Origin of the sequence: Streptacidiphilus sp. MAP12-16, assembly GCF_041262165.1 — a bacterium.
GTDB lineage: Bacteria > Actinomycetota > Actinomycetes > Streptomycetales > Streptomycetaceae > Streptacidiphilus.
In genome coordinates, this window is sequence record NZ_JBGCBY010000012.1 from 140534 (window position 1) to 154270 (window position 13737).

Here is a 13737-nt window from a genome sequence, read left to right on the forward strand (position 1 = left end):
CGACCACCGCCGTCCGGCTGGTCCGCCCCGTTCAGTCCTGGCAGGATCTGTTGCAGTCGGCGACCTAGCCAGTGATCCGCCACGGAGTGAACGCCCCCCTGGTGAACCGCCGACTGCGGCGGATCCTGACTGGGCTGCTCGACACTGGGCTTGACCTTGCGCGCCTGCCTTCTACGACGTCGACCGAGCCACGAGAGAGTAGAGATGTCATGGAGGACCAGCCGGGTGAACGGGGTGACCGACCCGATTCCCCCGGATGGTGGAAGGAGGGCGAAGAACCTGACTACCGGGCCACGCTGGCGAACGAACGCACCTTCCTGGCGTGGGCGCGGACCGCGCTCGCGCTGATGGCGGGCTCCCTGGCTGTCCTCCAGCTCGTCACGGCTGTTCCGGCCGCTCTGCGGCTGGCCATCGCCTTCTACCTGATCGCCCTTGCCATGGCGGCCACGCTGACGGGGTACCGACTTTGGCGCCTCCGCCAGCACCGGATGCGCAGGCGCCAGCCGCTCGGCCATACGCCGGTGCAGGCGTTGATGGCCACGGCGCTGCTGCTGCTCGGCGCACTGATCGCGGTCGTGGCCGCGCTGGCTCCTCCGGGCTGACGGCCGGCGGTTCCGGAGCGCTCTGTCTGACGTCACATCTGCGTCGGTCCCGCGCCCGCGCCCTTCCTCGCCACATAGACGGTGTTGGTCGCCGTGTCCCCCTGCAGCGGATTGTCGAAGGCGACGACATGGGACTCCGACTCCGCGAAGACCTCCGCGAGTACGGAGCTGAACTGTTCGTCCGGCGGGTCGTTCGACCACAGCGCGAAGACGCCGTCGGGGTGGAGACGCTCGGCAAGAGCGCGCAGCCCAACAGGCTGGTAGAGCGCCGCGTGGCGTGGGTGCAGCACGTGGCGCGGCGAATGGTCGACGTCCAGCAGGATGGCGTGGAATCGACGGTCAGGTGTCCGGGGATCCAGACCGGAGGAATCGCCGACCATCGCGAAGAAGTCTCCTTGGACGAATCGGCAGCGCGGGTCCGACGCCAGCCGATCGCCCAGCGGCACCAACCCGCGTTCGTGCCACTCGATCACCTCGCCGAGTGCCTCGACCACGATCAGCGAGCGCACACGCGGGTCGTCCAACGCCGCCTGAGCGGTGTACCCGAGACCCAGCCCGCCCACGGCGACGTCCAGTTCGGCTTCGGCACTCGGCAGCTTTGCCAGGCCGAGCCGGGTGAGCGCGATCTCGCCCTCCGTGAACAGGCTGGACATCAGGAACTCGTCACCGAGTTTCACCTCGTACACGTCGTCGCCCGACGCCGGGTCCCGCCGACGACGCAGACTGATGTCGCCCATCGGGGTCGGGCGCCAGTCGATCTCCTCGAAACGCGCGCTCATCTGTTCGCCCCTCTGATGCCACCGGTGCCTGTGCGTGCCGACAACCAGTGACACTAGGGTGTCGCGGTGGGCGGGACCGCATCCGCCGAGCGCTGCCCGCCTGACCAAAGCCCCGTCGCCGACCGGCCTACGGCCAGCCCGCGCCCGGGACGGAGACCTCGACCGCGAGGACCTGGCCGGTGCCCGGTCCTGTCATCTCGGTCGGCCCACGCCACTGCGCCGCCGTGATGAACAGCGTCGTCGCGTCCGGGCCACCGAGCGCGCAGGCGAAGCAGCCGCGGTCGAGCTCGACCCTCTGCAGCGCGCGACCGCCTTCCTCCATGCGTACGCAGCACTTGTTGGGGACATCGGCGTACCACACGGCGTTCTCGGCGTCGACGCAGATGCCGTCCGGGACCCCGCCGTCGAGGGCGGCCCACAGCCGACGGTTCGACAGACTGCCGTCATCCGCGATGTCGAACGCGGTGAGCCGGCTTGCGTAGGACTCGGCCACGATGAGCGTTGAGTTGTCGGCGGTCACCGCCATGCCGTTGGGGAAGGAGAGCCCGTCCGCGACCTGGCGGGCCTTCCCGTCCTGGGCGACAAGGGCGACGGTGCCGGCCGTGGGGTCGCCCCCGAGGAAGGCGTCGGCGACGTTGTCGACGTAGGCGTTGCCCCGGCCGTCCACGACGATGTCGTTCCAGCCGCCGTCCGCGACCACCCTCAGGTCGGCGTGGGTGACCAGCGACCCGTCGTGCTCCCGTCGCAGCAGGAGTCCGTCGGCGGCCGAAACGAGCAGCAGGCGGCCGTCCGGCAGCCAGTCCGTGCACAGGGGCAGCGACTGTACGTGGGCGAAGACCTCGCTGTTGCCCTCCAGATCGACGGCGATGACGTCGCCGGCGTTCCAGTCGGAGAAGTACAGGCGGTCGCGGTGCCACCGCGGCGCCTCGACCAGCCCGAGGCCGGTGATCAGAGTGCGCACAGCAGGCACGGAGGAATCACTCACGACGCCACAGCCTTTCCCTTGTTTCCTGTTTACTCGTCTTTCGTCCCAGCATCTCCTCACGTTGAGACCGTTGCCCGCTGCGAAACTCATCGCTTTGTCGGGGGGCCGCCCGGCCCTGTCCCCGGGGCGGGTCGGTCAGTGGCCGAGGGCGACCTGGACGATCTTGACGACGACCAGGATCATCGCGACGAGGAGGTAGCCGCGCAGCGCGCTCATGCCGATCTTGCGGCCGGTGGCCATGGCCGGTCGGGTCAGGGTCTCCAGCGGGGGCATCCGCCAGTGGTCGCGGCCGGTGCGGTCGATGGGGTCTTCCTTGGTTCCGGTGCGGCGGCGGGTGAAGGCGTAGCCGGCGGCGGCGATGCCGGCCACGCCGCAACCGGCCATGATGTCGAGGATCGCGCCGGCGGTGATGTTCGGGAACAGGACCGAGGATGTGAGGATGATCGACAGGCTGACCAGGACCCCGACGACGGCGGCGGTGAAGGCGTTGGTCTTAGGGCCGTTGACCCACGGGCCCAGTACCTGCTTGTCGTTGCACAGCAGCAACAGGAACACCGAGGCGGACGGCAGCAGGACCCCGGCGAGGGTCTGCACGCCCTCGGTGAGCAGACCCAGCGGGGAGCCGGGGATCAGGACGATCGCGGCGGCCAGACCGACCAGGGCGGCATAGACGGCATAGAAGCCCTTCGCGCCGCCGACCCCCCGGTGCAGCGAGTGCTTGAGGCCGAAGACGTCGCCGATCGCGTAGGCGGTCGAGAGTGAGACGGCGAACGCGCCGATGATGGAGGCGTCGAGCAGCGCGATGGCGAACAACACCCCGACCAGCCTGCCGGCGTGGGCCTCCAGTCCATGGGCGATGCCGGCCGTGTCGGTGAAGTTCCCAGCTCCGGAGGTGCCCGCGAAGGCGGCTGCGGTCAGGCCCATCAGCGCGGCGCCGCCGATGACGACGATGGCGATGCCGATGGCCAGGTCGGCCTTCTCGTACTTCATGAAGCGCGGGGTGATCCGCTTGTCGATGACGTAGGACTGCTGGAAGAACAGCTGCCAGGGGGCGACGGTGGTGCCGACGATGCCGATGATCAGCAGCATCACCGTGGACAGCTGCCCCGGGCCGCCGGGCAGGCCGGGGAGGGCGAAGTCGTGGGCCATCTGCGACGCTGCCGGGTGGACCATGAAGTAGATCGGGACCAGGAGCAGCGAGCCCAGGCACAGTGCGACCGCGATGCGCTCGAAACGGCGGAAGGAGCCGGTGAAAGCGGAGGCGATGATGATCGCGGCGGCGACGACCACCGACCCGGCCTTGGGCAGACCGAGGTAGCCGGTGGCGAGGGTGATGCCGATGAACTCGGTGACCAGGGTCAGGGCGTTGAGCAGGAACAGGTCGATCACGGAGAACGCGCCCCAGAATGCGCCGAAGCGCTCCAGGATCAGCCGGGCATGGCCCACGCCGGTGACCGCGCCGAGGCGCAGCACCATCTCCTGGTTCACGTAGAGCACAGGGACCAGCAGCAGCAGGGTCCACAGCAGGTGGGTGCCGTAGTTCTGTCCGGCCTGGCCGTAGGTGGCGAACGCGCCTGCGTCGTTGTCGCCGACCATGACGATCAACCCGGGGCCGACGATCGCCAGCAGGGTCTTGAGCTTCGCGGACAGGCCCCGGCGCGGGGCGTGGTCGTCGAGCCGGATGGTGCCGAACGCGCCGTGGATGTCACCGACGTGCGCGTCGTCGAGCACGGCGGCGCGGTTCGCGGGGTTGACGGTGGTGGTCATGGCGGATCCCTCCCTGGCCCCTGTGGGGGGCGGGTTGGAGGGCATGCAGCATCCGTCCGCCCTGCGACCGAAGGGCGCAGGAAAGGACACGCTCAAGGGCGTGTTCGGGCAGGTGGTTACCGCATGCCGAAAGAAGGCGAGGACAGGCAGGTGCGGGGCCGTTCGTGGCCCGGACTATCACAGTCCATGTCTCGCCTCCCTACGGTCGGGGCGCGATGGTGCGCCCAAGCGGCAGAGGGAACGCCGGGTCGTGATCCCGGCACACCCCAACTCGTCAGAGCTTTGGCACTCCACGGCGTAGCGCGAGCCCCCCGAAGGGTCCGCATGCGCAGCCACTTGGCCTCAACCCTTAGGTCGGGAAGAGGTGTCCTGATCCGGAGCGTCTCTCGACGGGTGGGATCAGTGGCCTGTGTCCATGGAGACGCCTCACCGAACGAGGTGTCTGTTGAATAACCGTTCACATGATGGTCCAGTACGGACGAGCCTGTCAAACAGCTTTCGGGCGGCTCGGCAACAGACGGACTGTGCAGCTGAGTTCAGCCTCACCTGCGGTGGCGGCGGGCCTCTCGGTACTCGCGCAGCAGCAGTGAGCCGACCGCGGGTGGGGAGGGGCGCGCGGATCCGCGCAGCAGGGCGGCGCCCTTCGTGGTGGCCGCTCGAGCGGTGAGTTCGTCGAGCGCGATCAAGGTCCGGAGGATCGGGCGGTTCGCGGGCGGGGTGAGCTCCGGCAGACTCCGGCCGGTCCGGAGGCTGTGACGGGCCTGTTCGAGCAGTTCCTGGAGCAGGGCGCGGGTCGCGGGCGTGTCGTGGCCGTGCTCCAGGTCGGCACGGGTGACGCCGTGGCGTTCCAACGTCTCCTTGGGGACGGTCAGCCGACCTTCCTGCAGGTCTTCCGCGAGGTCGTTGACGAAGTCCAGACGCTGGCTGCCGTCCACGAAGGTGCGGCATGCCTCGCGGTAGCCGGCCTGGTCGCCGGCGGGGGCCAGCAGGCAGGCGACGACCATCAGCCCGGGCAGGGAGTAGCCGTCGATGTAACTCTGGTAGTCCTTCTCGGTGGTGAAGCCGGCGAAGTCCAGATCGGTGGCGGCGGCGGCCAGGAACTCGTCGATGTGGGCGCGCAACTGCGGGTACGCGCGGGCGGTGTGCGAAAGCGCCCGGATCGTCGGGTGACCGACGGCGCTGCCGGCGAGGCCCTCGCGCACTTCGGTCGCCCACTCCTGGTAGGCGTCGAGGCGTTCGGCGCGCGGCCCGCTGTCCAGCAAGGTGTCCGTATGGTGCATGAACGCGGTGGCGGCCATGACATGCGGCACCAGAGGCCTGGGCAGAAGCAGCAGCGCCGCGACGCAGGCTTCGCGTTTGTACCGGGCGACCAGCGACCGCTGCAGGCCGTAGTCCGCACGCAACCCCGGATCGTCAATTCCCGCTGCGTCGAGCGCGCGGCTCCATGTGCTCATCGACATCCCCCTCCGGCAGCCGTGTTGGCTGCGCCCACCCGCATCGGTTGATCCGTTACCTTGCGCGATTCCGACATAAGCATCCTTGTGCGGCAGCCCTGAGCAATTCCTCCTGGCGCATGTCTGTTCCCCTACGGAACAATCACGCTGTTCAGGGCGTCGAGACCCAGTACATCAGCTGGTCTCCGCCTTACCACTCTTCCCCCGGGGGGAAAGAATGCGCGCAAAGCGCATGTCGGGGCTCGGCGCCTTCGCCATCACGGCGGGGCTCGTTCTGCCCACCGCAGCCGCTCCGACGCCGGTGTCCGCTTCCGGCTCCACGATCTATGTCAACGTCCGCGCGTCAAACTGCTCCGACACCGCAACTGCCGCGGGAACGCAGGACGTTCCGTACTGCACCATCCAGCCAGCCGTGAATGTGGCACAGCCTGGCCAGACCGTTCTCGTCGCGCCCGGCTTCTACCGCGGTGAGGTGGACGTCACCCACTCCGGAACGTCGACCGAGCCGATCACCATTGCCGGTGACAACGGCGAGGCCCACGGCCCCGCCAACAGCGCGACGCTGGTGAACCGGCTCGGTGCGCACGCCTTCGTCGTCAAGGGCGTTCACGATGTCGCCATTCAGGGCTTCAACCTGCAGACCAGAGACAGCGCGGTGACGATTCAGGACTCCTCTCGCATCGCCGTGCGTGAGAGCATCCTCACCAGCCTCGAACTCGCGGGTTCCGTCGCCCCGGGCATCGATGTGAGCGGCTCCAGCGACAGCATCAGCCTTACCCACATCTGGGTCCAGTATTTCAACGGGTCCGGCGTTTCCATCTCTGGCGGCGTCACCGGCACCACGGTGAACGGAAGCGTCATCATGGAGCAGTCCGCCGGCGTCACGGCGACGGACGCCCCCGGCACTGTGATCACCGGCAACACCGTCCTCGACGCCTGCCTCTCGGGCATCTCCCTGGCCGGGGCCTCGACCGGATCCACCGTCGAGAACAACGTCCTGTCCCTGGGCACGTCCTGCAGGACGAAGCCGCTGCCGACCGGAGCAGAACTCTCCGTCTCCGCCGGTTCGGCACAGGGCACGAAGGCCGACTACAACCTCATCGGCACGCCGCCCTCTCCCGTCACGGCGTATTCCTGGGCCGGTGTCCCCTACCCGACAGCGGCCGGGCTCGACACCGCTGTGGGGCAGGGGCTCCACGACATCGTGGGCGACCCCGGGCTCGCATCGGACCGGAACCCCGTACTCGCCGCCGGCTCGCCCGCCATCGACTCCGCCGACGCCGGCGCCCCCGGCGAAACGACGACGGACATCACCGAGTACCCCCGGATCGATGACCCCGGCGTCGCGAACACCGGGACCGGGAGCGGTACTTACGACCGCGGCGCCTACGAGTTCCACGATCCCTTCACGCTGGACCCCATCCAGCCGATGGCCGTGACCGCAGACCCGGTGCCGGTCACCGTCACCGTGCCCACGACCAATCCCTGGGGCACGTCCGCGAGCTACTCCTTCGACTTCGGCGACGGGACGACGGGAGTCAGCTCCTCCCCCTCGATCGTTCACTCTTTCGAGAACGCCACCCCCGGACGTCAGACGCTGACGGTCACTGCGACCCTTCCGTCCGGCTACTCCACGAGTCGCTCGACGAGCCTCACAGTCATGGCGGCCCCGCCGCTGACCGCCACCCTGACCTCCGGCCTGGCCGGCGCCACCGCGCCGCAGGCGGAGAAGTTCACGGGTACGACCGAGTGGCCGGTGACCTCCGCGACGGTCGACCCCGGTGACGGCAGCGGGCCGCAGCCGGCGACGATCAGTGCCGCCGGAACGATCACACTGACCTACCGCTACCAGAGCCCCGGCTCCTACACGGCCACTCTGAAGGTCACCGACGTCCGCGGCGAGCAGGCCACCAGTGCTTGCGACCTCGCTGTCGGCGAGGCATTCGTACCGGTCACGCCAACTCGCGTCCTGGACACCCGTTCCGGCGTCGGCGCCGCGCGCGCCCAGGTCGGTCCCGGTCACACGGTGCGGGTGCGGATCGAGGGCACCAACGGTCTGCCGAAGTCCGCCGTCACGGCGGTCACCATGAACGTCACCGCCACCGGCGCCAGCGCCGACAGCTGGGTCGCGGCCTACCCGGAAGGCATTGCCCGCCCCAACGCGTCGAATCTCAACTTCCAGGCCGGGCAGACCACGCCCAACCTGGTGACCGTACCCGTGGGCAACGACGGCTACGTCGACCTCTACAACGCCGCCGGATCCACGGACCTGGTCGCCGACGTCCAGGGGTACTACACAAGCACCTATTCTTCCGCCGCACAGGGCTACTACCAGCCCGTCACCCCGGCCCGCGTCCTGGACACCCGCTCCGGCACCGGGACGCCGCGCGCCAAGGTCGGCCCCGCCGGCACCCTGACCCTGCACCTGCCGACGAGCACGTACCCGGGAGTCAGGGCCGTCGTCCTGAACATCACAGCGACAGGCGGTGACGCCGACAGCTGGGTCGCCGTCTACCCGGGCCACAGCAGCGTGCCCAACGCGTCGAATCTCAACTTCCGGGCCGGGCAGACGACGCCCAACCTGGTGACCGTGCCTGTCGCCCCGGACGGGACCGTGACGTTGTACAACGCTCACGGCCATGTCGACCTGCTCGCCGACATCGAGGGCTACTACACCGACAGCGACTCCGGCCAGGCCGCCCCCTACATCCCCGTCAACCCGACCCGTGTCTTCGACACCCGCTACGGCGTCGGCGTCCCCAAGCAGCGCCTCGGCTTCGACTCCTACCTCGACATCCAGTTCAACGGGACCCACGGGGTCCCCGGCAACGCGTCGGCCGTCGTGGTCAACCTGACCGCGAGCAAGCCGTCGACCGGCACCTGGGTCACCGCCTGGCCGGCTCCGTGGATCTATGCCTCCTCTGCCTCGAACCTCAACCCGGTGCCCGGCACCACCCGTCCCAACCTCGTGATGGTCCCGGTGGGGCGTCCGTTCTCCGGTCGTAGCGCAGGCTATGTCGACTTCTACAACGCCGACGGCGAACTCGATCTCTTCGCCGACCTCGAAGGGTATTTCGCCCGATAGGAACCTGCGCCGAACAGCGCCAACGGCTGGCCGGGCGTGGAACCGGTCGCGGCGGCCGAGGGTGGGCGCGATGCTGGAGCTGGCGCCGCGCGGCGGCCGCGCCGCAGCCGGGCGGCCGACGGAGTTCCGCGGCCGGGCGGCCGGCGATGAGTTTCCGGCACCAGATCAGTCTCTTCAGGTGGAGACGCAGCAGATCCCGGGAGGTACCGATGAGCAGCGACGGCTTCACCACTTGCCTGTGGTTCGACGGGAAGGCCGAGGAGGCGGCGAACTACTACACCTCGATCTTCAAGAACTCGCGGATGGGACGGGTCAGCCGCTACACCGAGGCCGGCCCGGGGCCCGCCGGATCGGTTGTGACCGTCGACTTCGAGGTCAACGGGCAGAGGTTCGTCGCGGTGAACGGCGGGCCGCAGTTCACGTTCAACGAGTCCATCTCGTTCCAGATCCACTGCGAGGACCAGGACGAGGTGGACTACTACTGGAGCAAGCTCTCCGAGGGCGGCCAGGAAGTCGCCTGCGGCTGGCTGAAGGACAGGTACGGCCTGTCCTGGCAGGTCGTTCCCGCCGTGCTCGTCGACATGCTCAGTGACCCGGATCGGGAGAAGGCAGCGCGGGCCACCGCGGCGATGCTCTCGATGACCAAGCTCGACATCGCCGCACTTCAGAAGGCCTACGCCGGCTGATGAGAGGTGCCGGGGCAGCCGGAAACTCCGCCAGGCCTCGCCCCTGCGCCCGCTAGTCGCCGCTCCATCGGGTGCCCTCCTCCGGTGGCCAGCGGTGCGTCGTCTCGCCCGGCGCGAGGCGGGCCACCACCTCGGACAGCCCGATGCAGGCCTGTTCGATCTTCCGGTAGGTGCTTTCCCGTTCCGCTACGACGGCTGCCAGCAGCAGCGTGGTCAGGGCCGCGGCACCGTTGAGAGCCTGCAGGGTGACCATGATCGCGAAGATGCTGTGGTGCGCGAAAGGGCCGGTGTGATTGGTCGCCGCCACCACCGAGAGCACTGATACGAGCAGAACGCACGGCGCGGCGCCGGCCAGCTGAAAGCGCAACGCCGCCCAGATGAGCAACGGGAAGACCAGGAACAGCAGGCTGAGTGAACTCCTGGTGACGGCGAGCGTGACCACAACGGTGCTGATCAGCAGCGCCGCCGGCTCGATCCACTGGTACGGGCTGGTGTTCCGGGGCAATGCGGCCGCGCGGATGCCCAGCAGCAGCGGCGCGACCACGAGCACGCCCATCGCGTCGCCCGTCCACCACGACGACCAGGTGGACCAGAACCCGCTCAGCGGCAGTGCGCCGTCCAGCACCAGCGCGACGCTACCCACGGTCGAGCTGATCAGCATCCCGGCGAACGCGCCCAGGAACACCAGGGCCAGCCCGTCCTTCAGGCGGTCCAGTTCGACGTGGAAGCCCACACGCAGGAGTATCAGAGCGGCGCATACGGGAGCGAGGGTGTTCCCGGCGATGATCCCGGCGGACGCGGGGTTCAGCGGCCCGATCGTCGCGATGACGAGGAACGTGCCGAGTGCGATCCCCGGCCAGATCCCGATGCCCATGAGCAGCAGGCAGGTCAGGGCGATACCCGTGGGCGGCCAGAGGGGCGTGACCTTCGCGCCGCCGATGACCACCTGTTCCAGCAGTCCGATGCGTCCGGCCGCGAAGTAGGCGGCGGCGACGGCGAGGATCCGAAGGCCTGCTGCGGTGGAACGCCGGAGTTCCTCGTTGTGCACCACAACAGCCATCAGACAACGTTCCCCGGCCGCCCGCCTGCCGTGACACGCGTAGCCGAGCCGCTGATGTCACCCGGTCCCGCCGCCCGGCCCGTCGTGGCGGAGGACGAGCACCGCGGCGTCGTCCGTGTGACCGGTCAGGTCGGCGAGCTTGATGACCTCGGCGGCCAGCTCGCCGGGATCGGCTCCGACCCCCGCCCGGACCACCCGCGTCACCTGCTCCAGTCCGGCCTCGATCGGGAAGGACGGCCCTTCGATCACTCCGTCCGTGAGCAGGACGAACGCTCCCGCCGTCGGCAGCAGGCGGCGGGTCACCGGGTAGACCTCGCCGGAGAGGACGCCGAGGGGCAGGCCGCCTTCGCTCGCGGTGACACCGTAGGCGCCGTCCGCGGTGGCCCAGACCGAGGGAACGTGGCCGGCCCGAGCGCCGGCCAGCTCCCAGCTGGCCGGGTCGAAGCGGAGAAAGCTGCAGGTCGCGAACAGGGCGCAGTCCATCGACATCAGCAGGTCATTGGCCCGGCTCAGCACCTCGCCCGGGTCCGCGGTGCCGGCGGCCACCGCCCGCAGACCGATCCGCACCTGGCCCATGAAGGCAGCCGCCTCGACGTCGTGCCCCTGCACGTCGCCGATGGAGAACGCGAGGGACCCGTCGGGCAGCCAGAACCCGTCGTACCAGTCGCCACCGATGTCCAGGCCGTGCCGGGCGGGTGAGTACCGGGCCGCTATGTGCAGCCCCGGAAGCTCCGGCAGTGCCGCCGGGAGCAGCTCACGCTGCAGCGCCTCTGCCAGTTCGACCCTGGCCTGCTGCAGCTCCGCTCGCTCCAGCGCCTGCGCGGTGAGCCGCCCGAGCTCGGTCAGCAGGTCGTCGGCACTCACGGGCCGGGTGGGACGGCGCCGGGTCATCGACCCTCCGAGGTGCGTCGGGTCACGGGCCGCTGCGCGACGTTACGCAGACGGCTTACGCCTCAAGGTCCGCCTCAAGGTCACTGGACCCCACCTGCATCATATTTCCGCACTGCGCCCTGCGCTTGACGGAAGCGGGGGCCCTGCCCGTACCCGTAGTACTTCGGAGCTACCCGGAAGGTGCACTCCCCGGCGGGACGCCGACCACCGGACGCGATCCATAGCTTCGTCACCGGAAGCACGACACACCTCCGGTACGGAAGGACCGTCCCCATGGCGTCCCGCCTGCGGCTGCGCAGCAGCAGCCTGCGCCGCACCCTGCTCGCCGCGCTCGTCGCCGCATCGGTGGCGGTGCCGGTGTCGGGCGCTGCGCGCCCCGCGGCTGTTCCCGCGCCTGCCCCGGCCGCTCTCACCGCGATGCGCACTGCGACGCCTGCCGCCCTCGACGCGCGGTACGCCGCCGGCCGCGACGGCATCCTGGCGGCCGAGCGGATGGCGGCCGAGTACGGCGACCACGCCCGGGCTGCCGAACTGCGCACCCTGGCGGACCCGGCGCACCATTTCCTCTCCTTCGACGGGCGGGACGGCGGCCGAACGGTCGAGGTCCTGGGCGACCTTTCCCGCGCCGACCGGGTAGCCGTCCTCGTTCCGGGCTCGGACACCAGCCTCGACACCTACGAGCGCTTCCGGGCCGACGCCGTGGCGCTGGAGCAGCAGTTGGGCCCGCGGTCCGCCGTCGTCGCCTGGCTCGGGTACGAGACGCCGGCCACGGTCAGCCCGGAGGTACTGACCTCCGGCCGGGCGGACCAGGCGGCGCCTCTGCTCCAGCGGTTCGTACAGGAGCTCGTGGCGCTCAAGCCCGCGGTCCGGATCTCGCTGCTGTGCCACTCGTACGGGTCCGTGGTCTGCGCCCGGGCGGCGAGCGGCCTCGATGTCGCGGACATCATCCTCTACGGCAGCCCCGGCATCGGCACCGGCGCCGAGGACGTGGCCGGCCTGCACACCCGGGCCACCGTCTGGGCGGGCCGGGGCGCCGACGACTGGATCGCCGACGTGCCGCATGTGGTCCTTCAACTCCCCTTTGTCACCGTCGGGTTCGGGGTCGACCCGGTCTCGCCGACGTTCGGTGCCCGGGTCTTCGCGGCGGGCGGCGGCGGCCACAGCGACTATCTGAAGCCCGGCTCCGTGTCCCTGAAGAACATCGCCCGGATCGTCTCCGGAGAGACCGTCCCGACCGTGCAGGAGGCCCGCCATGCGTAAGTCGTCCGTACGAGAGGTGGTGACGCGGATCGACTCCGTGACCCCGCCCGACCGGGACCGCGCCGTCGACGCGCTGCGTGCCCTCGCCATCCTCGGCGTGGTGCTCGGCCACTGGCTGGTGACCGCCCTGGTCGCCGACAGCGGCACCCTGCACGGTGCCAGCCCGCTCCAGCACATGCCCCAACTGGCCCCGATCTCCTGGTTGTTCCAGACTCTGGCGGTGTTCTTCCTGGTGGGCGGGCAGGTGGGCGCCACCAGCTATGCTTCGGCCCGTGCCCGGGGTACGACGTACCGGCAGTGGCTCGGCGTCCGGATGGCTCGATTGTTCCGGCCGGTCGCCGCCGTGCTGGTGGTGTGGGCGGTGGCGGCGGGCGCGATGCTGGCGTCGGGGGTGGGGTTCGAGACGGTGCACACCCTCGTCAAACTCGTCCTGTCGCCGCTCTGGTTCCTGCTGGTCTTCGCGGCGCTGACGGCGGCGACCCCGCTGATCACCAGGGTGCATCCGCTGTGGCCGTTCGCCGTGGTGCTGTACGTGGACCTGTTCCGGTTTGGCCTCGGCGGACCCGCCTGGATCGGCTGGATCAATCTGGCGGCGGGCTGGATGGTGCCCTACTGCCTGGGCGCGACCTGGGCCCGGGGCGGCCTGAAGGGACGTACCACCGGGTGGGTACTGCTGCTCGGCGGGGCCGCCGCGACGACCCTGCTGGTCCTGTTCGCCGGCTACCCGGCCTCCATGGTCGGGGTGCCCGGAGCCGGGATCTCCAACCTCAACCCGCCCACCCTCGCAGCGGTAACCTTCGGTCTGGCCCAGTGCGGAGCGGCGTTGCTGCTGCTCGGCCCGCTGCGTCGGGTACTGAAGCGGCCCGCCGTCTGGGCCGCAGTGGCGCTGGTCAACCTCTCCGCGATGACGATCTTCCTCTGGCACCAGACCGCGATGATCGCGGTCATGGCCGTCGGACTGCTCGCCGGCCGCCCGCTGCCCGGCCTGCACACCGTGCCCGACGGTGCGGGTTGGGTGCTCGCCCGACTGGCCTGGCTGCCGGTTTTCGCGGTGGCGCTGCTGGTGTGCTGGGCGGCGTTCCGAACGTACGAACAGGGGAGGCGGAGCCACGGCATCGTGGTCCGCGAGGGTCGCCCCGCCCGTTCGACGGTGGTGCGGGGTGCCTAA

The 13737-nt window shown here is 69.8% G+C and carries 11 protein-coding genes and 1 riboswitch; of the genes, 5 read left to right on the top strand and 6 right to left on the bottom strand.

Annotation, left to right across the window (positions count from 1 at the left end; genetic code table 11):
* The first annotated feature begins 209 nt into the window (after positions 1-209).
* The gene (locus ABIA33_RS18175; protein ID WP_370082746.1) at positions 210-602 is read left to right on the top strand and encodes a YidH family protein; all 393 of its coding nucleotides are present in this window, start codon (positions 210-212) and stop codon (positions 600-602) included.
* A 32-nt stretch (positions 603-634) separates the two neighbouring features.
* On the opposite strand, the gene ABIA33_RS18180 is transcribed toward ABIA33_RS18175, so the two are convergent.
* From ABIA33_RS18180 to ABIA33_RS18195, 4 genes are all read right to left on the bottom strand, one after another.
* Positions 635-1381, bottom strand: a complete 747-nt coding sequence (locus tag ABIA33_RS18180) for a spermidine synthase (protein ID WP_370082748.1) — start codon at positions 1379-1381, stop codon at positions 635-637.
* A 127-nt stretch (positions 1382-1508) separates the two neighbouring features.
* Positions 1509-2366 carry an SMP-30/gluconolactonase/LRE family protein gene (locus ABIA33_RS18185; protein ID WP_370082750.1) on the bottom strand — a complete coding sequence of 286 codons (858 nt, stop codon included), beginning with the start codon at positions 2364-2366 and terminating at the stop codon, positions 1509-1511.
* A 135-nt stretch (positions 2367-2501) separates the two neighbouring features.
* A complete protein-coding gene (locus ABIA33_RS18190; RefSeq protein ID WP_370082752.1) occupies positions 2502-4133 on the bottom strand; it encodes an NRAMP family divalent metal transporter in 1632 nt (543 codons plus the stop codon).
* 258 nt (positions 4134-4391) lie between these two features.
* A riboswitch (M-box (ykoK) riboswitch) is annotated at positions 4392-4578 on the bottom strand.
* A 97-nt stretch (positions 4579-4675) separates the two neighbouring features.
* On the bottom strand, positions 4676-5587 hold the full coding sequence (locus ABIA33_RS18195; RefSeq protein ID WP_370082754.1) for a phytoene/squalene synthase family protein: 912 nt from the start codon (positions 5585-5587) through the stop codon (positions 4676-4678).
* A gap of 217 nt (positions 5588-5804) precedes the next feature.
* Between ABIA33_RS18195 and ABIA33_RS18200 the strand changes: the two genes are divergently transcribed.
* Complete coding sequence (locus ABIA33_RS18200; RefSeq protein WP_370082756.1) at positions 5805-8672, top strand: PKD domain-containing protein; 2868 nt, start codon at positions 5805-5807, stop codon at positions 8670-8672.
* A 209-nt stretch (positions 8673-8881) separates the two neighbouring features.
* A complete protein-coding gene (locus ABIA33_RS18205) occupies positions 8882-9358 on the top strand; it encodes a VOC family protein (RefSeq protein ID WP_370082758.1) in 477 nt (158 codons plus the stop codon).
* A gap of 52 nt (positions 9359-9410) precedes the next feature.
* Here ABIA33_RS18205 and ABIA33_RS18210 read toward each other — a convergent pair whose 3' ends face one another.
* Together ABIA33_RS18210 and ABIA33_RS18215 are read right to left on the bottom strand one after the other, a co-directional pair.
* The gene (locus ABIA33_RS18210; RefSeq protein ID WP_370082760.1) at positions 9411-10418 is read right to left on the bottom strand and encodes an MASE1 domain-containing protein; all 1008 of its coding nucleotides are present in this window, start codon (positions 10416-10418) and stop codon (positions 9411-9413) included.
* Positions 10419-10475: 57 nt separating this feature from the next.
* The gene (locus ABIA33_RS18215; RefSeq protein WP_370082762.1) at positions 10476-11309 is read right to left on the bottom strand and encodes a PP2C family protein-serine/threonine phosphatase; all 834 of its coding nucleotides are present in this window, start codon (positions 11307-11309) and stop codon (positions 10476-10478) included.
* A 273-nt stretch (positions 11310-11582) separates the two neighbouring features.
* Here ABIA33_RS18215 and ABIA33_RS18220 point away from each other — a divergent pair, with 273 nt between their 5' ends.
* Positions 11583-12569 (top strand): alpha/beta hydrolase, encoded by a 987-nt coding sequence (locus tag ABIA33_RS18220; RefSeq protein ID WP_370082764.1) that lies wholly within the window; start codon positions 11583-11585, stop codon positions 12567-12569.
* Positions 12562-13737, top strand: coding sequence for an acyltransferase (locus tag ABIA33_RS18225; RefSeq protein WP_370082766.1), 1176 nt, complete (start codon positions 12562-12564; stop codon positions 13735-13737). The genes ABIA33_RS18220 and ABIA33_RS18225 overlap by 8 nt, the downstream gene beginning before the upstream one ends.